The sequence below is a fragment of the Variovorax xiamenensis genome (assembly GCF_050916385.1).
In the GTDB taxonomy this organism is placed as follows: domain Bacteria; phylum Pseudomonadota; class Gammaproteobacteria; order Burkholderiales; family Burkholderiaceae_C; genus Variovorax.
The window spans coordinates 6,064,902-6,086,657 of sequence record NZ_CP139038.1 but is presented as its reverse complement, the minus strand read 5'-3'; the positions used below and the strand labels follow the sequence as shown (position 1 = coordinate 6,086,657).

At 68.7% G+C, this 21,756-nt stretch carries 24 protein-coding genes; 9 read left to right on the top strand and 15 right to left on the bottom strand.

Going from position 1 to position 21,756, the window contains the following annotated elements:
- Positions 1-141 precede the first annotated feature (141 nt).
- The 3 genes from SFB74_RS27910 (at position 142) to SFB74_RS27900 (ending at position 2,476) form a co-directional block, all read left to right on the top strand.
- Positions 142-981: an intradiol ring-cleavage dioxygenase gene (locus SFB74_RS27910; protein ID WP_432727669.1), complete on the top strand. Its 840-nt coding sequence runs from the start codon at positions 142-144 to the stop codon at positions 979-981.
- A 31-nt stretch (positions 982-1,012) separates the two neighbouring features.
- Positions 1,013-1,618, top strand: a complete 606-nt coding sequence (locus SFB74_RS27905) for a nuclear transport factor 2 family protein (RefSeq protein ID WP_432727668.1) — start codon at positions 1,013-1,015, stop codon at positions 1,616-1,618.
- A gap of 99 nt (positions 1,619-1,717) precedes the next feature.
- A complete protein-coding gene (locus SFB74_RS27900) occupies positions 1,718-2,476 on the top strand; it encodes a sulfite exporter TauE/SafE family protein (protein WP_432727666.1) in 759 nt (252 codons plus the stop codon).
- Positions 2,477-2,575: 99 nt separating this feature from the next.
- Here the strand turns inward: SFB74_RS27900 and SFB74_RS27895 are convergent, their stop codons facing one another.
- The 5 genes from SFB74_RS27895 to SFB74_RS27875 form a co-directional block, all read right to left on the bottom strand.
- Entirely contained in the window at positions 2,576-2,935 is a 360-nt protein-coding gene (locus SFB74_RS27895) for a DUF1428 domain-containing protein (protein WP_432727664.1), read from the bottom strand.
- A 70-nt stretch (positions 2,936-3,005) separates the two neighbouring features.
- Entirely contained in the window at positions 3,006-4,472 is a 1,467-nt protein-coding gene (locus SFB74_RS27890) for a DHA2 family efflux MFS transporter permease subunit (RefSeq protein WP_432727663.1), read from the bottom strand.
- A gap of 36 nt (positions 4,473-4,508) precedes the next feature.
- On the bottom strand, positions 4,509-4,928 hold the full coding sequence (locus SFB74_RS27885) for a VOC family protein (RefSeq protein ID WP_432727662.1): 420 nt from the start codon (positions 4,926-4,928) through the stop codon (positions 4,509-4,511).
- A gap of 34 nt (positions 4,929-4,962) precedes the next feature.
- A complete protein-coding gene (locus tag SFB74_RS27880) occupies positions 4,963-5,490 on the bottom strand; it encodes an SRPBCC family protein (RefSeq protein ID WP_432727661.1) in 528 nt (175 codons plus the stop codon).
- 50 nt (positions 5,491-5,540) lie between these two features.
- A complete protein-coding gene (locus SFB74_RS27875) occupies positions 5,541-5,978 on the bottom strand; it encodes a VOC family protein (protein WP_432727660.1) in 438 nt (145 codons plus the stop codon).
- 133 nt (positions 5,979-6,111) lie between these two features.
- Here SFB74_RS27875 and SFB74_RS27870 point away from each other — a divergent pair, with 133 nt between their 5' ends.
- A complete protein-coding gene (locus SFB74_RS27870; RefSeq protein WP_432727658.1) occupies positions 6,112-6,765 on the top strand; it encodes a TetR/AcrR family transcriptional regulator in 654 nt (217 codons plus the stop codon).
- 15 nt (positions 6,766-6,780) lie between these two features.
- On the opposite strand, the gene SFB74_RS27865 is transcribed toward SFB74_RS27870, so the two are convergent.
- The 6 genes from SFB74_RS27865 to SFB74_RS27840 are packed head-to-tail and all read right to left on the bottom strand — an operon-like array spanning position 6,781 to position 13,532.
- On the bottom strand, positions 6,781-7,272 hold the full coding sequence (locus SFB74_RS27865; protein WP_432727656.1) for a MarR family winged helix-turn-helix transcriptional regulator: 492 nt from the start codon (positions 7,270-7,272) through the stop codon (positions 6,781-6,783).
- A gap of 46 nt (positions 7,273-7,318) precedes the next feature.
- Entirely contained in the window at positions 7,319-9,070 is a 1,752-nt protein-coding gene (locus SFB74_RS27860; RefSeq protein WP_432727655.1) for an acyl-CoA dehydrogenase family protein, read from the bottom strand.
- Positions 9,071-9,087: 17 nt separating this feature from the next.
- Positions 9,088-10,080, bottom strand: a complete 993-nt coding sequence (locus tag SFB74_RS27855) for a Bug family tripartite tricarboxylate transporter substrate binding protein (RefSeq protein WP_432727654.1) — start codon at positions 10,078-10,080, stop codon at positions 9,088-9,090.
- A gap of 41 nt (positions 10,081-10,121) precedes the next feature.
- Complete coding sequence (locus SFB74_RS27850) at positions 10,122-10,886, bottom strand: SDR family NAD(P)-dependent oxidoreductase (RefSeq protein WP_432727653.1); 765 nt, start codon at positions 10,884-10,886, stop codon at positions 10,122-10,124.
- A 22-nt stretch (positions 10,887-10,908) separates the two neighbouring features.
- Complete coding sequence (locus SFB74_RS27845; protein WP_432727652.1) at positions 10,909-12,762, bottom strand: feruloyl-CoA synthase; 1,854 nt, start codon at positions 12,760-12,762, stop codon at positions 10,909-10,911.
- Positions 12,759-13,532: a crotonase/enoyl-CoA hydratase family protein gene (locus tag SFB74_RS27840; RefSeq protein WP_432727651.1), complete on the bottom strand. Its 774-nt coding sequence runs from the start codon at positions 13,530-13,532 to the stop codon at positions 12,759-12,761. Before SFB74_RS27840 ends, SFB74_RS27845 begins: the two co-directional genes overlap by 4 nt.
- A gap of 101 nt (positions 13,533-13,633) precedes the next feature.
- Here SFB74_RS27840 and SFB74_RS27835 point away from each other — a divergent pair, with 101 nt between their 5' ends.
- A complete protein-coding gene (locus SFB74_RS27835) occupies positions 13,634-14,512 on the top strand; it encodes an amidohydrolase family protein (protein WP_093206659.1) in 879 nt (292 codons plus the stop codon).
- Here the strand turns inward: SFB74_RS27835 and SFB74_RS27830 are convergent.
- Positions 14,501-15,400 carry a MurR/RpiR family transcriptional regulator gene (locus SFB74_RS27830; RefSeq protein WP_432727649.1) on the bottom strand — a complete coding sequence of 300 codons (900 nt, stop codon included), beginning with the start codon at positions 15,398-15,400 and terminating at the stop codon, positions 14,501-14,503. The genes SFB74_RS27835 and SFB74_RS27830 overlap by 12 nt on opposite strands.
- 116 nt (positions 15,401-15,516) lie before the next feature.
- Between SFB74_RS27830 and SFB74_RS27825 the strand changes: the two genes are divergently transcribed.
- Positions 15,517-16,512: a Bug family tripartite tricarboxylate transporter substrate binding protein gene (locus SFB74_RS27825; protein ID WP_432727648.1), complete on the top strand. Its 996-nt coding sequence runs from the start codon at positions 15,517-15,519 to the stop codon at positions 16,510-16,512.
- 19 nt (positions 16,513-16,531) lie between these two features.
- The gene (locus SFB74_RS27820) at positions 16,532-17,482 is read left to right on the top strand and encodes a succinylglutamate desuccinylase (protein WP_432727647.1); all 951 of its coding nucleotides are present in this window, start codon (positions 16,532-16,534) and stop codon (positions 17,480-17,482) included.
- 40 nt (positions 17,483-17,522) lie between these two features.
- Here the strand turns inward: SFB74_RS27820 and kefC are convergent, their stop codons facing one another.
- Positions 17,523-19,400: a glutathione-regulated potassium-efflux system protein KefC gene (gene kefC / locus SFB74_RS27815; protein ID WP_432727646.1), complete on the bottom strand. Its 1,878-nt coding sequence runs from the start codon at positions 19,398-19,400 to the stop codon at positions 17,523-17,525.
- A 2-nt stretch (positions 19,401-19,402) separates the two neighbouring features.
- The gene (locus tag SFB74_RS27810; RefSeq protein WP_432727644.1) at positions 19,403-20,152 is read right to left on the bottom strand and encodes an NAD(P)H-dependent oxidoreductase; all 750 of its coding nucleotides are present in this window, start codon (positions 20,150-20,152) and stop codon (positions 19,403-19,405) included.
- Positions 20,153-20,252: 100 nt separating this feature from the next.
- On the opposite strand from SFB74_RS27810, the gene SFB74_RS27805 reads away from it, so the two are divergent.
- Complete coding sequence (locus SFB74_RS27805) at positions 20,253-20,873, top strand: ParA family protein (protein WP_432727643.1); 621 nt, start codon at positions 20,253-20,255, stop codon at positions 20,871-20,873.
- A 70-nt stretch (positions 20,874-20,943) separates the two neighbouring features.
- Positions 20,944-21,414, top strand: coding sequence for a MaoC family dehydratase (locus SFB74_RS27800; protein WP_093057622.1), 471 nt, complete (start codon positions 20,944-20,946; stop codon positions 21,412-21,414).
- A 39-nt stretch (positions 21,415-21,453) separates the two neighbouring features.
- Here SFB74_RS27800 and SFB74_RS27795 read toward each other — a convergent pair whose 3' ends face one another.
- Complete coding sequence (locus SFB74_RS27795) at positions 21,454-21,747, bottom strand: DUF4148 domain-containing protein (RefSeq protein ID WP_432727642.1); 294 nt, start codon at positions 21,745-21,747, stop codon at positions 21,454-21,456.
- Positions 21,748-21,756 lie beyond the last annotated feature (9 nt).

Below are 21,756 nucleotides of genomic sequence, written 5' to 3'. Positions count from 1 at the left end.
CCTCGACCACCGGACTGCTACCGCGCGACCATTCCGCTGCGCGGAAAAATCATTTGCGCCCCGGGTGCTTCAACCGGCGCGGCGCCCGGCCTACAGTCTCCCGAAGTCGAAGTTCGACACGACAACATGGAGACAGCCACGATGCGCAACCTCAACCAGGACAACATCACGCAGGCCGTGCTCGCGCGCTTCGCCGACACGCCCGACCCGCGGCTGCGCGAGATCCTGACCAGCCTGGTGCAGCACCTGCATGCCTTCGCGCGCGAGGTGAAGCTCACCGAGGACGAGTGGTTCCAGGGCATCCAGTACCTCACGGCCACCGGCCAGAAGTGCGACGACAAGCGGCAGGAGTTCATCCTGCTGTCGGACGTGCTGGGGCTGTCGATGCTCACCATCGCGATGAACAACGACAAGCCTGCCGGCTGCACCGAGGCCACCGTCTTCGGTCCCTTCTACTTCGACGGCGCGCCAGAGTACGAGCACGGCGACGACGTGGCCAACGGCGCCGAGGGCGAGCCCTGCGACGTGCATGCGACGGTGCGCGGACTCGACGGCGAGCCTGTGGCCAATGCCGTCGTCGACGTGTGGCAGGCCGACGCCGGTGGCCACTACGACGTGCAGCACGCCGGGCTCGACCACGCGGAGAATCGCGGCACGTTACGCACCGGGCCCGACGGCTCGCTGCACTTCCGAAGCGTGGTGGCGGTGGCGTACCCGATCCCGGTCGACGGGCCCGTGGGCGACCTGCTGCGCGCGACGAAGCGCCATCCGTGGCGGCCCGCGCACCTGCATTTCAAGATCGAGGCGCCGGGCTACGAGCGGCTCATCACGCATGTGTTCCGCGAGGGCGACGAGTACCTGGATTCGGACGCGGTGTTCGCGGTGCGCCAGTCGCTGGTCGCGCCGTGGAAGAAGCAGGACAACGGCCGCTGGCGCCTCGATTTCGATTTCGTGCTGAACCCGCTGACGCAGCCCGCCTGATCCAGCAAGACCAACCAAGGAAACAACGCAAATGAACGAAACCCTGCAGCAGGAACTGCTGATCCGCCGGATGATCGAGCGCTGGGCCGTGTGGCGCGATGCCGGCGACTGGGAGCGCTTCGCCACCGTGTGGCATCCCGAGGGCGTGATGATGGCCACCTGGTTCCAGGGGCCGTACACCGAGTTCATCCGTGTCACGAAGGAAGGCTGGGCCAAGGGCGTGAGCATCCTGCACTTCCTCGGCGGCTCGGCCATCGAGGTGGCCGGCGAGCGCGCCGTCGCGCAGACCAAGATGACCATTTCGCAGCGCGGCATGGTCGAGGGCGTACTGTGCGACGTGGTGTGCATCGGCCGCTTCTACGACTTCGTGGAAAAGCACGAGGGCGAATGGAAGCTGCTGCACCGCCAGCCGATCTACGAAAAGGACCGCATCGACCCGGTGGACCCGGCCGCCACGGTGAAGCTGGACGAGGACGTGCTGGCCGGCCTGCCCGAAGGCTATCGCCACCTGACCTACATCCAGCAGCGCATCGGCTACACGGTGAAGCTCGACATGCCGATGCTCAAGGGGCCCGCAGTGGAGGAGCTCTACCGGCGCGGTGCCCGCTGGCTCGCCGGCGGCGCGCTCGAGCGCTGACGACGCGGCCACGGGAAGCGCGCCAGCAGGGAACGCCCCATCCTGCTACGCTCGCCGAGCCTGCCCCACGGCAGGCTTTTTTCTGCGCTCTTCCTTCCCATGGCTTTTCCCCTGATCACCGACCCGTATTTCTACGCGGTCGCCATTCCCGCCGTGCTCCTGCTCGGCATCAGCAAGAGCGGCTTCGGCGCGGGCTTCGGTTCGCTCGCGGTGCCGATGATGGCGCTGGCCGTCACCGTGCCGCAGGCTGCGGCCATCCTGATGCCGCTGTTGCTGCTGATGGACCTGCTGGGCCTCGCGGCGTTCCGGCGCGACTTCGACCGCTCGCTGCTGAAGTTCCTGATTCCGTTCGGGCTGTTGGGCACGGTGATCGGCACGCTGCTGTTTCGCATGCTCTCGGCGCACACGGTGGCGGGCATCGTCGGCGTGTTCACGCTGCTCTTCCTGGCGCAGCGCCTGCTGTTCCCGCCCAAGCCAAATGATCCGCTGCCCTCGCGCGGCGTCGGCGCGGTGCTGACGACGGTGTCGGGCTTCACCAGCTTCATCGCGCATGCGGGCGGGCCGCCCATCAATGCCTACGTCATCCCGCTGCGGCTGTCGCCGGTGATCTTCACGGCCACCATGGCGTACTTCTTCTTCGTGGTGAATCTCAGCAAGTGGATTCCCTACGCGTGGCTCGGCCTGCTCGACTTTCGCACGCTGGCCACCTCGCTGGTGCTGATGCCGATCGCGCCGCTGGGCGTGTGGGTCGGCATCCGCATCGCGAGGCGCATCGATGCGACGTGGTTCTATCGCTTCGTCTATCTCGGGATGTTCCTCACGGGCCTCAAGCTCGTCTACGACGGGTTCATTGGCTAGCCCCCAGGCTTCGCGCACTTCGTGTCGCTTCGCCAACCCCCTTGCAGGGGCAACACCTGCGGCCCGGCAAAGCCGGTTCCGCGGTGTTCCCGAAAGGGGTCAGAACTCGACGATGGATTTGAAGCCGCCGAAGATCATCCGCTTCGCATCGAAGGGCATGGTCTTCGGGTCCATCGCCGCGATGCGCGGGTCGGCCATCACCTTCGCGTTGACCGTGTCGCGGTGCTTGCGCGACTTGTAGACGATCCACGAGAAGGCCACGGTCTCGTCGGACTTCAGCTTCACGCTCTGGGGAAAGGACGTGAGCTTGCCGGGCTTCACGTCGTCGGCGATGCACTCCACGTATTCGATCGCGCCGTATTCCATCCAGACCTTGCCGGCCTTGCGCGCCAGCTTGCGGTAGGCCTCGACGTTGGCGGTGGGAATGGCGACGATGAAGCCGTCTACATAGCGAGCCATGGTTGTTCTCCTGAATAGTTTGTGGAACCGTTGAAGAAAGAAGACCGGCGGTTGCATGGCGTGGTGCCGCTCATTGCGATGCCGCCGTCCCTTGGGGTGCCGCTGTTTCTTCGTTGTTGTGCATCTGCCCCGGCATGGTGGAGCGAAGCAGCAGGGCACCCAGCAGACCCGCCGCCGCCGCGAACACGGCACCGACGAGAAACGCGAGGTTGTAGCCGCCGGTGAGCGCCAGCGGCATCTGCGCGCCGGCCGCTTCCATCGACGCGGAGCGCGCGGCAGCCGCGCTGGCCAGCACGGCCAAGCCCAGCGCTCCGCCCATCATGAAAGAGGTGTTGACCACGCCCGAGGCCAAGCCCGAGTCGGACGGGCTCACCTCGCTCATCGCGGCGAGCAGCACCGGGTTGAAGGCCATGCCCGCGCCCAGGCCCAGCAGCATCATGCCGGGCAGCACGTCGACCACGAAGTTGCCGTTGACTGGCGCGCGCGCGAACAGCGCCAGCCCGATGGCCGCGAGCCAGAGCCCGGCCGCCAGCGGCTTGCGGATACCGAAGCGCATCACGATCTTCGCGGAGAGGCCCAACGAGAACACGGCCATGATGATGTTGGCCGGCAGGAAGGCCAGGCCGATCTGCATCGGCGTGTAGTTCAGCACCAGTTGCATGTAGAGCGCCGAGATGAAGAACCACGCGAACATGGCCGCGGCCCACAGCACGCCGACCACGTTGGCCACCGACACACTGCGCAGCTTGAAGAGGCCCAGCGGCATCAGCGGATGCTGCACGCGCGACTCGATGGCGATGAAGATTGCCAGAAGCACCACCGCCGCGCCCAGCAGGCCGAGCGTCTGCGTGGAGCCCCAGCCGGCCTCGTTGCCGTTGACCACGCCGTACACCGCGAGCATCAGTGACAGCGTGACGGTGATGGCGCCGGCCACGTCGAGCTTCTCGCCGTGCGCATGGCCGCGCGCGCTGGGCAGCAGCGCCACGCACAGCGCGTACACCGCGATGCCGATAGGCAGGTTCACCAGGAAGATCCAGTGCCAGCTCAGCGTGCTCGTGAGCAGGCCGCCCAGCAGCACGCCGATGCTGCCGCCGCCGGCGCACACGAAGCCGTACACGCCCATCGCCTTGGCGCGGTCGGCCGGTTCGGTGAAGAGATTCATGATGAGCGAGAGCGACACGGCGGAGACCACCGCGCCGCCCAGGCCCTGCACCGCGCGCGCCGCCACCAGCAGGCCCTGCGAGGTCGAGACCCCGCAGGCCAGCGATGCCAGCGTGAACAGCACCAGGCCCGCGAGGAACACGCGGCGGTGGCCGTACAGGTCGCCGAGCCGGCCTCCGAGCAGCAGGAAGCCGCCGAAGGTCAGCATGTAGGCATTCACCACCCAGACCAGCGAGGTCTCGGTGAAGCCCAGGTCGGTACGGATCGAGGGCAGCGCCACGTTCACGATGGTGGTGTCGAGCACGATCATCAGGACGCCGAGGCACAGCACCATCAATGCGAGCCAGCGCTTGCGGCTGTCGAGTTGGTTGGTCATGGGAAGCGAAATTCCTTTGGAACGGAAAGGGACGGCTCAGACCAGCGGCTTGCCGCCGTTGATGAGCCACGGAGTGCCGAAGCGGTCGGTCACCATGCCGAAGCCTTCGACCCAGAAGGTCTTCTCGAAGGGCATTCCGATATGGCCGCCTTCGGCGAAGGCATCGAACACGCGGCGGGCTTCGGCCACGGTCTCGATCGTCAGGGCGACGCCGAAGCCCTTCATGCCTTCGTACGGCTGGCCGGGCATGGAGTCGGAGGCCATCAGCGTGCCGCCGCCGTAGGCGAGCGAGGCATGCATGATGCGCTTCTTCGCCTCGGGCGGGAACTGCTCGGTGTCGGGCGCTTCGCCGACGGTCATCATCATCTGCATCTTGCCGCCGAGCGTCTTCTCGTAGAAGCGCATGGCCTCGGCCGCGTTGCCGTCGAAGGTGAGATAGGCGTGGATCTGAGACATGTGTATTCCTTGGATGAGTGGTTGTGTTCGATGACTACTTTTCGGTAGCCGCCTTGAGATTGGCCAGGCCCGTTTCGAAGTCCTTGCCGATCATCTGGTCCATGTTGAAGAAGATGCCCATGAGCTTGGCGACGTAGGGGCTCGGGCCGTACATGGCCCAGGTGACCTGCGTTGCGTTGCCCTGGGGCTGCAGCGTGAATTCGGCCGTGTTGTGGCCTTCGAAGGGTTTGATGAAGTCGAGCTTGATCGCGACCTTCGACGAAGGCGCCGACTCCACGATCTCCATGCGGCCGGCGCCCGCCTTGTCGTTGCCCTCCCAGGCGTAGGTCGCGCCCTTGCCGCTGGCCGTGCCGCCGAAGCTGCGCTTCATGGCGGGGTCGAGCTTCTCGTAGGGCGACCATGTGCCCCAGCGGTGGAAGTCGTCGATCAGCGGAAAGATCTTCTCGGCCGGCGCCTCGATGCGGGCGGTGCGTTCGACGCGGAAGGTGTCGGGCCGGGTGGCCGCGAAGATCAGCAGCGCGGCGATCGCGAGCACGACGACGAGGGCGATTTTCTTGAGCATGGCGGGGCTTTCTGTCTATGGAGATCCTGGAGACCGGCTGTGCGCGGGGATCAGCTCGGGTGCGCGACGACCAGCAGCCAGCCCACGCCGAAGCGGTCGGTCAGCATGCCGAAGTTGGAAGTGAAGAAGGTCGGGATCAGCGGCTGCATGACCTGGCCGCCTTCGGCCAGCGCGTTGAACCACTTGACGACCTCGGTGTCGGTGTTGGCGGTGAGCGCGAGCATGACGCCCTTGAACTCGGCCTGGCCCGAGCAGCGGCCGTCGGAGGCCATCAGCTCGGTCTCGCCGATGCGGAACACCGCGTGCATCACTTTCTCGGCATCGGGCGTGCCACCGGCGCAACCGGCTTCGGCGTTCTCCGAAGGCGCACCCGCGGGTGCTTCCTTGTAGCGCATGAGCTGCGTGACTTCGGCGCCAAGCGCCTTCTTGTAGAAGCCGAGCGCTTCGTCGCAGCGGCCTTCGAACGAGAGGTAAGACTGGACTTTCATGACGATTCCTTTGGACTGAAGAGGTGACTCGGAGGCCCCGGTGTCTTGGGCCGCAAACAATCGGATTACTTTGTGTACACCGTCCACAAAGAATAACAGGGATAATGGACACTGTCCACATGGGAATGAAGAAATGAAGCTCAACAACGTCCCCGACAGCCTGCCGCCCGCCCGCAGCACTTATCGCCATGGCGATTTGCGCCGGGCGCTGCTGGAAGCAGGCATCGAGCTGGCCCGCGATGGCGGCCCCGACGCGGTGGTGTTGCGCGAGGCCACCCGGCGCGCCGGCGTGGTGCCCAATGCGGCATACCGGCACTTCGGCAGTCGTCACGAACTGCTGCTGGCGGTGCGCGAGGCGGCGTTGGCCGCCGCGGCGGTCGCGATGGAAAAGGAACTGGCGGCGCAGCCCTGCGACCAGCCTCCCGCGGACTTCGCGCGCGGGCAGGTGCGCGCCATCGGCACGGCCTACCTGCGCTTCGCCCAGGCGGAGCCCGGCCTGTTCCGCACGGCTTTCGTCATTTCCGACGAGGGCAGCGGCGAACTGGGCCCCGGCAAGGCGGGCGCGAGCGGGCTGGACTCGTTCCAGCTCCTGGGCAAGGCCATCGATCGGCTGGTGGACGCCGGCGTGCTCGACCCGGCGCGGCGCCCGAACGCCGAGTACTGCGCGTGGAGCGCGGTGCACGGCCTGGCGCTGCTCATCATCGACGGGCCGTTGCGCGAGATGCCGGCCGAGCAGACCTACAAGCTGGGCCAGCAGCTCATCGACATGGTCGAGCGGGGCCTCTGAGGCCTGCGGCCTGCGCTACAGATAGATCTTCTGCAGCAACCGTATCAGCGTCTCGCGCTCCCGCGAGGTGAGCTTGGCGCTGGCGTCGGCCTCCAGCTGCACCACGGCCTGCTCGGCTTCGCGGATCAGCGCCTCGCCCGAAGCCGTGAGATGCAGCCCCACCGCGCGCCCGTCGTGCGGATGCGGGCGGCGTTCGATCAGCCCCCGGCTGTCCAGCGTGGCCACCAGGCTCACGAGGTTCGGCGGCAGGATGTCCAGCGCATTGCACAGCTGCCGCGACGTGGCGCCGGGGTTGTGCGCCAGCAGCGAAAGCACCGAGAAATCGATCTGCTTGAGCCCGTAGGGCGCCATGCGCTCCGCGAAGAAGGCGCTGACGATCAGCCATGCCCGGCGGGCGTTGTAGCCGACCAGGGTTTCGAGCATGCGCGCGTCGAGCCGGTCCGGCCTGCCTTGCGGCGCGCCGGCCTGCTCGCCTTTGGCGGGAGCGGATTTCGGGGTGGAGGCCATGGCCCGAGCGTAACCCCGGGCGCACTGCAACGAGCGGTTTCAGTGGCTAGTTGGAGACAGCGCCGGCGGGCGCCGCGGCCGCATGCGTCAGCGCGACCGTCTCGCAGGCCTTCTTGACGATGCCCATGCGCATCTCGAACTCCGGCAGCACCCAGCGCCTGAAGGCGCCCGCCACGCGCGCCTTCTCGGCGTCGCCGGGCGAAGCCGCCTCGATGCGGGCCCAGGCCCACGCCAGCATCGCGAGCATGGTCGCGCGCAGGTAGTCGTCGGCCACCTCGTACGGCAGCGTCGGGTTGGCATGAGCCGCCATCGCGACGGTGGTGCCAAGGTAGCGCAGTTGAGCCAGCCGGCGCTGCACGTCGGCGTCGGCCTCGCGCGAGGCGTCCAGCGTGTCGCGCAGCTCCAGCAGCACGGCCGACATGCCGGTGCCGCCGTCGGGCAGCACCTTGCGCACCAGCAGGTCGATGGCCTGGATCTCGTTGGTGCCCTCGTAGATCATCGTCACGCGCGAGTCGCGCACGATCTGCTCGATGCCCCATTCGCGTACATAGCCGTGGCCGCCGAACACCTGCAGGCATTCGCTCGCGCCATGGAAGGCCTGGTGCGTGCACGCGGCCTTGAGCACCGGCGTAACGAAGGAGCACCAGCGCTGCGCGCGCTCGCGCGCCTTCGGGTCGGCGTCGTGCGCGGCCACGTCGAGCATCAGCGCGCTGCGGTAGGCGATGGTGCGAGCGCCGTCGATCCAGGCGCGCTGCGTGTCGAGGATGCGGCGCACGGCCGGGTGCTCGGCGATCAGGTCGGCGCTCTCGCCGCCGCGGCTGGCGGGCACCGGGCCGGGCGCGCGCATCTGGCGGCGCTCGGCGGCATAGGCGTCGGCCTTCTGCCAGGCGGCGTCGAGCAGGCCGATGCCCTGCAGCGCAACGTGCAGGCGCGCCGAATTCATCATCACGAACATCGCGGCCAGCCCGCGGCCGGGCTCGCCGACCAGCCAGCCGGTGGCCTCGTCGAAGCGCATGGTGCAGGTGGGGCTGCCGTGCAGGCCCATCTTTTCCTCGATGCGCTCGCAGTGCACCGCGTTGCGCGTGCCGTCCGGCAGCAGCCTGGGCACCAGTGCCAGCGACAGGCCCTTGGGCCCCGCCGGCGCATCGGGCAGGCGGCACAGCACGAGGTGGACGATGTTGGGCGTCAGGTCGTGCTCGCCGCCGGAAATGAAGATCTTGCCGCCGCTCACGCGCAGGCTGCCGTCGGCCTGAGGCACGGCGCGCGTGCGCACCTGTCCCAGGTCGCTGCCCGCGTGGGCTTCAGTGAGGCACATGGTCGCGAGCCATTCGCCGGTCGCGATCTTCTGCAGATAGCGCTGCTTCAGTTCGTCGCTGCCGTGGTGCTTGAGGCAGGCGTACGCGCCGTGCAGCAGGCCGGGTGCCATCGTCAGGCCGTGGTTGGCGGCGGCCAGCCATTCGTAGAGAACGGCTTCTAGTACGGCGGGCAGGCCCTGGCCGCCGTCTTCCGGCGCGGCGGAGAGAGCAGGCCAGCCGCCGTCGACGAAGGCCTGGTAGGCCTCGCGAAAGCCCGGCGGCGAGACGACTTCTCCATCCGCGAAGCGGCAGCCGGTCTCGTCGCCGCCGCGGTTGATGGGCGTCACCACTTCGCCGACGAAGCGCCCAGCCTCATCGAGCACCTGCGACTGCAGCGCCTCGTCGACCTCGGCAAAGGGCGCGAGCGCGGCAAGGCGAGCGGGCGCGTCGAGCACCTCGTTCAGGATGAACCGGACGTCTTCGGGGCGGGGCTTGTAGCTCATCGGTGGATCGACAGGGTTCAGGACTCGGCGGTGAAGCCGATCTTCTTGACCAGCGGACCCCAGCGTTCGTATTCGGACTGCAGCGACTTGCGCATGTCTTCCGGCGAGGAGCCATGGGCGAGAAGGCCCACCGACAGCAGGCCGTCGGCCACGCTCTTGTCCTTCAGCGCGGTCTGGATCGCCGTGCTCGCGGCCGTGATGACGGCCGTGGGCGTCTTCGCCGGCGCGAAGAAGCCGAACCATTCGTCGGCCACGATCTCGGGGAAGCCCTGCTCGGTGAAGGTCGGCACGTCGGGCAGGTAGGCCGCGCGCTGCGAGCCCGACATCGCGAGCACGCGCAGCTTGCCGGCCTTGGCAAAGGGAATGGCGTCGCCGGCGGGCGTCATGCTCGAGGCGATCTGGCCGCCCACGACGTCGTTGATCGCCGGCAGCGAGCCGCGATAGGGCACGTGGCGCAGGTCGGCGCCGCTGTTGAGGCCCAGCAGCGCGCCCAGGAAGTGCGGCGTGGAGCCCGCGCCCGGCGAGCCGTAGCTGGCCTGGCCAGGGTTGGCCTTGGCCCATGCGACGAAGTCCTTCAGCGTCTTCACGCTCGCGGGCACGGCGGGGCCGACGGTCAGTGCGTGCGTCATCACGGCGCCGATGGAGATCGGCGCGAAGTCGGCCATGCCGTAGCCCAGCTTGGTGTAGATGTGCGGATAGATCGACAGCGCCGAAGCTTGCGCGAGGCACAGCACCGAACCGTCGGCCACCGAGGCCTTGAGCGTGTCGAGCGCGATGCGCCCGCCGGCGCCCGGCTTGTTCTCGACCACCGGATTGACCTTCGTGAAGGGCGTGTCGCCCAGCTTCTCGGCCACGCGGCGCGCCACGCTGTCGCCGGCGCTGCCGGCCGGGAAGCCGTAGTAGATCTTCACTACCTGCTGCACCGCCTGGGCGAGCGCGGCGAAGGGGTGCAGCGCGGCGATGGCGGCAGTGCCGCCGAGCGCCGTCACGAACTGGCGTCTGTTGGTCATGGTCTTGTCTCCTGGTTTGCGGTGGCTGACTGAAAGCGGAATCAGCGCGGCGCCATGCGCAGGGCGCCGTCGATGCGGATCACCTCGCCGTTGAGGTGGCCGTTGGTGACGATGTGGCAGGCCAGCTCGGCGAACTCCGAGGGCTTGCCCAGGCGCGGCGGGAACGGGATCGACGCGGCCAGCGACTGCTGCACCGGCTCGGGCAGCTCCAGCAGCAGCGGCGTGGCGAAGATGCCCGGCGCCACCGTGCACACGCGGATGGCGTGCTGCGCGAGGTCGCGCGCCATCGGCAGCGTCATGCCGACCAGCCCGCCCTTCGATGCGCTGTAGGCCTGCTGGCCCACCTGGCCGTCGAAGGCGGCGACCGAGGCGGTGAAGAGCATCACGCCCTTCTCGCCGTTGTCGAGTGCCGGCAGCTTCGCGCAGCGCGCGGCGAACAGGCGCGCCATGTTGTAGCCGCCGATCAGGTTGATGTTGACCACGCGCACGAAGTCTTCGAGCGGCGCGGGGCTGCCGTCCTTGCCGACGATGCGCTTGGCGCTGCCGATGCCGGCCACGTTCATCAGGATGCGCGCGGGGCCGTGCGCGGCCTCGGCCTTGTCGAGCGCGGCGACCACGCTGTCGGTGTCGGTGATGTCGCAGGCGCATGCGATGCCGCCGATGTCGGCCGCCACCTTCGCGGCGAGTTCGGCGTTGCGGTCGAGCACGGCGACCTTGGCGCCCAGCCGCGCGAGCTCGCGCGCGGTGGCTTCGCCCAGGCCCGATGCGCCGCCGGTGACCAGCGCGGCTTGTCCTTCGATCTTCATGGTGTGTCGTCTCCTGGAATGTCTAGCGGGGCTTGAGGGTGAAGGGCAGGCTGCCGTCGTGCATCGCATCGGCCAGCGTGGCGCGGTGCTTGAGCACGGCGCGCTGGTTGATGGAGCCCTTGTCGGTGACCTCGCCCTTGTCGATGGATGGCGGCTCGGCCATCAGGTGCAGCCGCGCGATGCGGTTGGCGCTGCCGGTGGCTCCGGCGGCCAGCGTGTCGACGACCTGCTGGAAGTGCGCCTGCACGGGGGCGCTCTCGAGCACCTCGCGCATGGATGCGTCGGCGCTCAGGCCGGCGAGCTGCCGCACCTTCTGCGTCGGGAAGATCAGCGCGCCGACTTCCTTCAGGTTGATGCCGGTCAGCACCGCGTCCTGCACGTAAGGCGCGCCGGCCGCGATGATCTTCGCGCGCATCGGGCCCACGCTCACGAAGGTGCCGGTGGCGAGCTTGAAGTCTTCGGCGATGCGGCCGTCGAAGCGCAGGCCGCGATGGATGTTGTCTTCGGCTATCCACGTCACGGCGTCGCCGGTGGAGAAGAAGCCTTCCTCGTCGAAGGCCTCGGCCGTCGCCTCGGGCGCGCGCCAGTAGCCGGGCGTGATGTTGGGACCGCGATAGCGCACCTCGGTCTTGCCGTCGACCTCGATCAGCTTGAGCTCGATGCCGGCGGCGGGCAGGCCCACGTCGCCCGACTTCACGTCGGGGCCGGTCACGTAGAGCGCGAAGGGGCCCGATTCGGTCATTCCCAGGCCGGTGCCCATGACGATGCGCTCGCCCACCTCGGCCTCCTGCGTGCGGTGCAGGCTGTCCCACACGGGCTGCGAGAGCGCGGCGCCCGAGTAGAAGAACATCTTCACGCGCGACAGCAGGTTTCCGCGCAGCACCGCGTCGCTCTCCATCGCCTGCGCGATGGCCTCGAAGCCGGTGGGCACGTTGAAGTAGACGGTGGGCGCGATCTCGCGCAGGTTGCGCAGCGTCTCGGCCATGCCGGCGGGCGTGGGCTTGCCGTCGTCGATGTAGAGCGTGCCGCCGTTGTCCAGCACGATGCCCACGTTGTGGTTGCCGCCGAAGGTGTGGTTCCACGGCAGCCAGTCGACCAGCACCGGCGGCTCGTCGCCCAGCGCAGGGATCGACTGGCGCAGCTGCTGCTGGTTGGCGCACCACATGCGGTGTGTGTTGATCACGGCCTTGGGCATCTTGGTCGAGCCCGAGGTGAAGAGGAACTTGGTGATGGTGTCGGGGCCGGTGGCACGCATCGCCGCGTCGATGGCGGGCGTGGCCGGCGTGGCGGCGAGTGCGCTGAACGCGGTGACGGGCCGGCCTTCGAGGCTGCCCTCGGCCAGCACGACCTCGGTGCCGGCGGGCACGACGGCGGCGATGGCCTTGGCGAAGCGCGCGGCGTCGCTCGCGAACACGAGGCCGGGCGTCAGCGTGTCGAAGACGTGGCGCAGCTTCTCGAAGTCCTGGCTCACCAGCGAGTAGGGCGGCGACACGGGGCAGTAGGGCACGCCGGCGTAGAGGCAGCCCAGCGCCATCAGCGCGTGCTCGATGCCGTTCTCGCTGAGGATGGCGACAGGGCGGTCGGCGCTCAGGCCGCGCTCCAGCAGGGCTTGTCCGATACCGCGTGCCTCCTCCAGCGCCTGCGCGTAGCTCACGCGCAGCCAGTCGCCGGTGCTGCCATCGGCCAGCCGTTCGCGGCGGGCGATGAAGGTGCGCTCGGGCGTGCGCTCGGCCCAGTGGGCGAGGCGGTCGGTCATGCGCTCGCGGTAGGGCTCGAGCGGCGTCTCGGCGCTCAGGTACTGCGTGCCTGGAGCGCCATCGCGCAAAACCGCGCGGGTGACGCCGAAGACCAGCGGGCGGTATCGGACGGCGCTCATCCCTTGCTCACTTTCGCGCCGCGCCCTTCGAGGAAGTCGCGCACGCGCTGCTTGGCCTCGGGCGCGGCCTGTGTGATGCCGGAGATCAGCGCCTCGGTGAAGAAGCCGTGGTCGGCCGACTGCTCTGCGATGCGCGGCAGCGCGTGCATCAGCGCGTAGTTGGTGAGCGGCGCGTTGGTGGCCACGCGCTTCGCGAGCTCGAAGGCCTTGTCGAAGGCCTGGCCCTCGTCGACGAGGTACTGCGCGAAGTTGGCGCGCTCGCCGTCCTCGGCGTTGTAGACGCGGCCGGTCATCATCATGTCGGTCATGCGGGCCACGCCGATCAGCTTGGGAATGCGCACCGAGCCGCCGCCGCCCACGAAGATGCCGCGCGAGCCCTCGGGCAGCGCATAGAAGGTGGAGCGGTCGGCCACGCGGATGTGGCAGGCGCTGGCCAGCTCGAGCCCGCCACCCACCACCGCGCCGTGCAGCGCCGCGATCACCGGCACCGGGCCGTGCTGGATCAGGTCGAGCGCGGCGTGCCACAGGCGCGAGTGCTGCATGCCCTGGCCCGCGTCGCGCTCCTTCAGCTCGCTCAGGTCGAGGCCGGCGCAGAAGTGCGGGCCCTCGCCGTCGATCACCGCCGCGCGCACGCTGGAGGGGAGCTTCTCGAAGGTGTCGCGCAGCGCGAGGATCAGTCCGTCGGACAGCGCGTTGCGCTTGGAACCGCGCGTCAGGCGGACGATGGCGACTTCGTCGCGGATGTCGAGTTGGAGGTCTGGATTGGTCATGATGAGTCCGGGGTTGCGTCGAATTATGGTTATGGGAAATAATCAATTCAAGGAATTTGGAGCCCCCAGGGCCTAGGGACTTACCCGTACCGGAGACAAGCATGGACCACCAGAACCTGATCGCCATCGACATCCACACCCACGCAGAAGTGAGCTGCTGGAACCCGTTCGACAACTACGGCGAGGAATACGACCGCGCCGCCGACAAGTACTTCGGCTCCAGCGGCAGGCCCACCATCGCCGAGAGCGTGGCGTACTACCGTGAACGGAAGATCGGGCTGGTGATGTTCATGGTCGACGCCGAATCGAACATGGGCCGCCGCCGCATCCCGAACGAGGAGATCGCCGAGGCCGCGAAGAACAACAGCGACGTCATGATCGCCTTCGGCAGCGTCGATCCGCACAAGGGAAAGATGGGCGCGCGCGAGGCGCGCCGGCTCATCGAGGAGCACGGCGTGAAGGGCTTCAAGTTCCACCCCACGGTGCAGGGCTACCACCCCTACGACCGCATGGCCTGGCCCATCTACGAGGTGATCGCCGAATACGGCCTGCCGGCCATCTTCCACACCGGCCACAGCGGCATCGGCTCGGGCATGCGCTGCGGCGGCGGGCTGCGGCTGGAATACAGCAACCCGATGCACCTGGACGACGTGGCCATCGACTTCCCCGACATGCAGATCGTGATGGCGCACCCCAGCTTCCCCTGGCAGGACGAGGCGCTCAGCGTGGCCACGCACAAGCCCAACGTGTGGATCGACCTGTCGGGCTGGAGCCCCAAGTACTTCCCGAAGCAGCTCGTGCAATACGCCAACACGCTGCTGAAGGACCGCGTGCTCTTCGGCAGCGACTACCCGCTGATCACGCCCGACCGCTGGATGCGCGACTTCGAGAACGCCGGCTTCAAGCCCGAGGTGATGCCCGGCATCCTCAAGGGCAACGCGATGCGGCTGCTGAAGCTGGACGCGGCCTCAGGCGGCTGACGACGGCTTCCTGCGCGAACGCCCGGCCTGCGCGGCCGCGTCGTTCCAGTGCTGCTCCCACAGGGCGTCGCCGCGTTCGAGCGCAGCGCCCAGTTCCTTCCTGCGGCGCTGCACGACGGCGGTGACCAGCGCGTTGCACAGCGAGAACGCCGCCGTGTACGAATCGAAGGGCGACGCGCTCGACGTGCGAGCCAGCATCACGTGGTCGGCCGATGCCGCCGCGGCCACCGAGGGGCCGTCGGTGATGACGATGACCTTCGCACCCTTCTCCTTGAAGTACTTGGCCGCCCGAGCGGTGGCGAGGGCGTGGCGCCTGAAGGTGAGGGCCAGCAGCACGTCGTTTTCGCCGATCCACAGCAGCTGGTCTTCCATGAGCAGCGGGCCGCCGCCGCTCATGGGGCGCACGTCGGGCAGGCACATGTTCAGATGCAGCGAAAGGTGGCCGGCCAGCGCGGCGGCGTGCCGCTGGCCGGTCACGTGCACCCGCGCCTTGCGCTGCGTGAGCAGCCGCACCGCGCCCTCGAAGGCGGCGACGTCGAGCGCCGCGAAGGTCGAGGCCAGGTTGTGCTGGTCGTGCAGCAGCGCGTTGGCCAGGCAGCTGCGCACCGAGGCGTCGTCGGCGATGACGGCGTCCGCGCGCGTTGCCGGCGACGACAGCCGCGCGGTCACCTCCGACCGGGCCTCGATCTGCGCCTCGGCATAGCTGGGATAGCCCAGCTTCGCCAGCAGCCGCACCACGGTGGAGGCGCTGGTGCCCACCTTCTTTGCAAGGCTCGTTGCAGATTCGAGCAGGCCCTGGGGGTAGCGCGTCTGCAGCTCGTCGATCAGGCGCTGCTCGCTCCTGGTGAGCTTCCTGCCGTAGCCCGAGATGCGTTGGTTCAGGTTCATGGTCGCGCGCATTCTGCACGTGGAGTCGTGTTGGGCCTGATTTTGCAATAGTCATTGCAAAATTGAAATCGTCTTGCAACAATGCGCGCACTTTTTATTGCACGACAGGACGCCCCATGGAACCCATCTTCACCGCCGCGGCGCTGCGCCGCCGCGAGCTACTCGCCGCCGGCCTCGCCTCGATGCTGCCGCTGGCCGCCAAGGCGCAGGCCTGGCCCTCGCGGCCGGTCACGCTGGTGGTGCCGTTCCCCGCGGGCGGCTCCGTGGACCTGATCGCGCGGCTGTACGCCGACCCGCTCGCCAAGGCGCTGGGTACGCCGGTGGTCATCGACAACCGCGCCGGCGCCGGCGGCTCCATCGCCAGCGCGCAGGTGGCGCGCGCCAAGCCCGACGGCTACACGCTGGTTGCTTCCTCGCAGAGCTCGCACCTGGCCAACCCGCTCACCCAGCCCAACCCGGGCTACGACCCGATCAAGGACTTCGCTTCGATCAGCCAGCTTGCGCGCTCGATCAACGTGCTGCTGGTCAACCCGGCGGTGCCCGCGAAGAACTTCAAAGAGTTCGTCGCGCTGGTGAAGTCGCGCCCCGGCGAGCTCAACTTCTGCAGCGCGGGGCCGGGCAGCATGGGCCAGCTCAACGTGGAGCTGATGAAGTCGCAGCTGCAGCTCAACGCCACGCACGTGCCGTACCGCGGCGGCGGCCCGCTGGTCACCGCGCTGATCTCGAACGAAGTGCAGTTCGGCCTGGACAACCTCGCACCCTTCCTGCCGCTGATCCAGTCCGGCAAGCTGCGCGCGCTGGCCGTGGCCGCGCCCACCCGCGTCGCGGCGCTGCCCGACATCCCGACCTTCGCGGAGCTGGGCTATCCGGTGCTGAACACCACCTCGTGGATCGGCCTGGCCGCGCCCGCGAAGACGCCGCCGGAGATCGTCGAGGCGCTGCACAAGGCGGTGCGCTCGGTGGCCGACCAGCCCTCGATGGTCGAGGCGCTGCAGTCGCGCGGCTCGCTGCCGCCCGAGGCGCAGTCGCCCGCGCAGTTCACCGCCATGATGTCGGAGCGGCTCGCGGTCTACGGCGACCTGGTCAAGCGCGCCGGCATCCGTGGCGAGTGAGCGGCCAATGAGCGCCGGCATGACCGAGTCATCGTTCGCACCCGACACCGCGCCGCTGGAGGTGCTGCCGCGCGACATCTCCGCGTACCGGCAGGGCAACACCGGCATCGACTACGTGCACCGCTTCGAGTCGGGCCGGCCGGGGCCGCACGTGCTGGTCAACGCGCTGACCCACGGCAACGAAATCTGCGGCATGGTCGCCGCCACGCACCTGCTGGACACCGGCGTGCGCCCGAAGACCGGCACGCTCACCGTGAGCTTCGCGAACGTGGAGGCCTACAACGCCTTCGACATCGAGCGGCCCTACGAGAACCGCCAGCTGGTGCACAACCTCAACCGCATCTGGTCGAAGGCCATGCTCGACGGCAGCGAAGACAGCCCCGAGCTGCGCCGCGCGCGCGAGCTGCGACCGGTGCTGGACGCGGCCGACTACGTGCTCGACATCCATTCCACGCGCGCGCCCGTGCAGCCCTTCTGGGTGTACCCGGAGTTCGGGCGCAACGCCGGGCTGGCGCTGGCCGTCGGCAATCCGCTGGTGCACCTGGTGATGCCGGTGGGCGGCGCCCCCGGCACGGGTGTGACGGCGTACGGACGCCATGGCGAAGAGGGCGTCGACGGCGGCGCGGTGGTCGTGGAATGCGGCCAGCATTTCAGCCATTCGGCGGCGGACCTGGCCACCGACGTGACCCTGCGCTTCCTCGCGCACCTGGGGCTGATCGATGCGTTGCCGGCTGCGGCGGCGAAGGCTCCCGCGCGCCGCTTCCGCCTGCTCGAAGTGCACATGGTGAAGACCGAGAGCTTCGCCTTCGCGCGGCCGGTGCTGGGCTTCGAGGTCTTCCGCAAGGGCGAGCTGATCGCGACCGACGCGGGGCAGGAGATCCGCTCGCCCTGCGACGACTGCACGATCTTCATGCCCACGCGCGCGCCGCTGGTGGGGCGCGAAGGCGTCTACCTGACGGTGCCGCTCTAGCCGCTCGGGCCGGGATGGCTGCCGGCCGAGCGGCACGCGCTCAGGGCACGGACTGCGATTCCGGCTCGGGCACCGGCGCTTCCGCTTCTTCTTCCAGCCCGCCCCAGTCGCGGCCCAGCCGGCGGCGGCGCTCCTCGCGCTCGCGCGCCATCTGCTCCTCGAACTGCTGGCGGCCTGCCTTGTTGGCGGCGATGAGCTTGGCGCGGTCCTTGTAGTGCGGGTAGATCTCGTTGCTGAGCTCGATATTCCGGCGGCGGAAGCGCATGGCCGATTCGCGCGCCTCGTGCGCCGGCCAGCCGAGCGCCTCCAGCGTGGAGCGCGCGCTGCGCAGCGACGACTCGAACACCTCGCGCTCCACCTCCGTCACGCCGCGGTCGCGCAGCTGGAAGAGGTGCGTCACGTTGCGTGCCCTGGCGATGATGCGGGCCTGCGGAAAGTTCTCCTTCACGAGGTCGACGATTTCCAGCGACTGCTCGATGTCGTCTACCGCCACCACGATCACCTTGGCCGTGCCCGCGCCCGCGGTGCGCAGCAGGTCGAGCCGCGTCGCGTCGCCGTAGAACACGCGAAAGCCGAACTGCCGCAGGCCTTCGACGGTGTCGGCGTCGTGGTCGAGCACCGTCACGCGCAGGCCCTGCGACATCAGCATGCGACCGACGATCTGGCCGTAGCGGCCGAAGCCGCAGATCAGCACCTTGGCGTCCTGCTGCTCCGAGATCTCCTCGAGCTGCGGGCCGGTGTTGCGGCTGTAGCGCGGCAGCACGAACCTGTCGAGCAGCACCAGCAGCAGCGGCGACAGCAGCATCGACAGCGCCACCGCGCCGATCAGCAGCGAGGTGACCTGCGGCGGCAGCACGTCGGGGCCCGCCGCCTGGAACACCACGAAGGCGAATTCGCCACCCTGCGCGAGCAGCAGCGTGAACACTGGCCGCTCCTGGTAGGCGATGCCCATGGCCTTGGCCAGCGCGTAGATCACCACCAGCTTGATGGCCACGAAGCCGACCACCAGCATCGCCATGATCCACGGGTTCGCGACCAGCACGCCGAAGTTGATCGACATGCCCACCGCGATGAAGAACAGGCCCAGCAGCAGGCCCTTGAAGGGCTCGATGTCGGTCTCGAGCTCGCGCCGGTATTCGCTTTCCGCCAGCAGCACGCCGGCGAGGAAGGCGCCCAGCGCCATCGACAGGCCCACCAGCTGCATCAGCGCCGCGATGGCCACCACCAGCAGCAAGGCGGCGGCGGTGAAGATCTCGGGCGTGTCGCTGCGCGCGATCCAGCGCAAGATGGGGCGCAGCAGCAACCGGCCGCCGAGGATGATGCCGCCGATCACGCCGATGATCTTGGCGGCCTCCAGCGCGCGCTCCAGCCCGGTGATCGACTGTTCGGCCGCGGTGGCGCCGGCCAGCAGCGGCAGCAGCGCGAGGATCGGGATGGCCGCCACGTCCTGGAACAGCAGGATCGAGAAGCCGGCCTGGCCGCTGGGCGTCTTCAGCAGGTTGCGTTCGCCGAACACCTGCAGCGCGATGGCGGTGGACGACAGCGCCAAGCCCAGCGCGGCGACCAGCGCCACGCGCCATTCGGCGCCCACCGCCCAGCCCACGGCGAACAGCACAGCGGCGCAGCTCAGCACCTGCGCCGTGCCCCAGCCGAAGATGGGGCGGCGCAGGTTCCACAGGCGCTTGGGCTCGAGCTCGAGGCCCACCAGGAACAGCATCAGCACCACGCCGAACTCGGCGAAGTGCAGAACGTCCTCGACGCTGGAGACCAGCCCCAGTCCCCAGGGCCCGATGGCGATGCCGGCCACGAGGTAGCCGATGATGGAACCGAGGCCCAGGGCCTTCGACAGCGGCACCACCAGCACGGCGGCGCTCAGGTAGATCAGGCTGTTGGTCAGCCAGGCGGGTGCGTGTTCCATGCTCAGGCCGCCTTTTCGCTGCTGTCCGCGGCATTGGTCGTGGCCAGGCCGTGGGCCATCGCCGCGCGGAACGCGTTGGAAACCACCTTGCCGACTTCGTCGTTGTCGGCCGGCCGGTCGCTCTCGGGCACGGGGCAGGCCACGCAGGCGTCGATCTCCTCGATCTCCGGCCAGTCGGGGTAGCTGCCCAGCCGTTGCGCGAAGGTCTCGACGTGGGCCTTCACCGCCGCCTCGCTGGCGCTGCGCGCGCCGTAGAAGATCATCGGCGGCAGGAAGCGCATGCCGCACAGCGCGGCGGTCTGTTCGTAGGGCGGCAGGAAGGCGTCGAAGAAATAGCGGTGGTAGTTCTGCGGGTGGTAGCTCGCCTCGGGGCTGCCCGTAGTGGCGACCAGCCACAGGTCCTTGCCCTGCAGCGCCGTGCCGCCGGGGCCATAGGCCCATCCGTAGGCGAGGACGTCGTCGAGCCAGAGCTTCTGCAGCGCGGGCATCGAATACCACTGGATCGGGTGCACCAGCACCACGAGGCTGGCCCTGGCGAGCCGGGCCTGCTCGGCCTCGACGTCGATGGCGAAGTCGGGGTAGCTGCCGTAGAGGTCGTTGACGTCGATTCCCGGCACGCCGCGCGCGGCGGCGAGCATCCGTCGGTTGACGCGCGAGTCGCGCCAGTGGGGGTGCGCGGCGAGCACGTAGATGCCGCCGGAGCCGCTTGGGGCGCTGTCGGCGGGGTTTCCCATGGGTGTTGTTGTCGTCATCCCGCGAACATATCGCAAGAGCACGCTGGCAGGCATTTCGCCGGGCAAAAACGCCCAGCGACTACCATTTGCGCTGTTGCCGTTCTGGAGGAGTGCTTTTATGCCGGTGGTTCTGGTCGCCAATCCCAAGGGAGGCGTGGGCAAATCGACGATCGCGACGAACGTCGCGGGCTATTTCGCAAGCCGGGGCCACGCGGTGATGCTGGGCGACGTGGATCGCCAGCAGTCCTCCCGTCTCTGGCTGGGCCTGCGCCCGCCGATGGCCCGGCCCATCTCCACCTGGGAAGCCACCGGCGAAAGCACCGTGGTGCGCCCGCCGCGCGGCACCACGCACGCGGTGCTCGACACGCCCGCCGGCCTGCACGGCTGGCGCTTCAAGGAAGTTCTGGCGCTGGCCGACCGGGTGATCGTGCCGCTGCAGCCCAGCATCTTCGACATCTACGCGACGCGCGATTTCCTCGACCGGCTGCTGGAGAACCGCCGCGCCGAGAAGACGTCGATCGGCCTCGTCGGCATGCGGGTGAACGCCCGCACGCTGGCGGCCGACCGGCTCCACGAGTTCATCGCCGGGCTCGGCGTGCCGGTGATCGGCGAACTGCGCGACACGCAGAACTACGTGCAGCTCGCCGCGCGCGGGCTCACGCTGTTCGACATCGCGCCCGGCCGCGTGCAGCGCGACCTGGAGCAGTGGCAGCCGATCTGCGAATGGCTCGACGCCTGAGCCGATCCCGGTTTTCCCTGAGCCCGGTTGTCGCAAGGCCGACAGCCGCGCGGCGGCCCCAGACGCCAGAATGCCCCGCATGACCAAAAAGACATTCCAGACCCTTCAGGATCTCGCCGCCTGCGTCGGCCAGGAAGTCGCCGTGAGCGACTGGATCACGATCACGCAGGAGCAGGTCAACCAGTTCGCCGAGGCGACGGGCGACCACCAGTGGATCCATGTCGACATCGAGCGGGCCAAGGCCGGCCCCTTCGGCGGGCCGATTGCGCACGGTTTTCTCACGCTGTCGCTGCTGCCGCGCTTCTACGAGACGGCGCTCGACGTGGTCGAGTCGCGCATGGGCGTGAACTACGGCCTGAACAAGGTGCGCTTCATGTCGCCGGTGCCGGTGGGCAAGCGCCTGCGGGCGCGCATGAAGCTGCTGACGTCGGAGGCCATCGCCAATGATGGTTTCCAGATGACCTGGGAAACCACCATCGAGCTCGAGGGCGCCGCCAAGCCGGCCTGCGTGGCCGAGTCGGTGGTGCGGCGCTACCGCTGAAGCGGCGGCGGCAGCCTCTCTTTCCTTTTTTCTTTCTTCTTACATCCTGCGGTCGGTCACTTCGCCGTAGGTGGCTGCGCCCTGGCGGGTGATGCTCCGCGCGCTGGCGCGCACCGCGTCGCGGTCGATGTTTCCACTCCTGGCCTGCTGCACGCCGGTGCCGCCATTGCTTATCTGCAGCGGCTGGCGTGCCTCGGCCTGGACCTGCGCGCGCGACAGCGTCGACTGGAACGGCGCGGGCGGCAGCGGGTTCTGTTCTCCCTGGAAAGCCTGCGCACCGCTGGCAAGGGCGAGCGTGGCGAAGGCGGCGAAGGCAATCGGCTTGGCGTTCATGGCGGGACT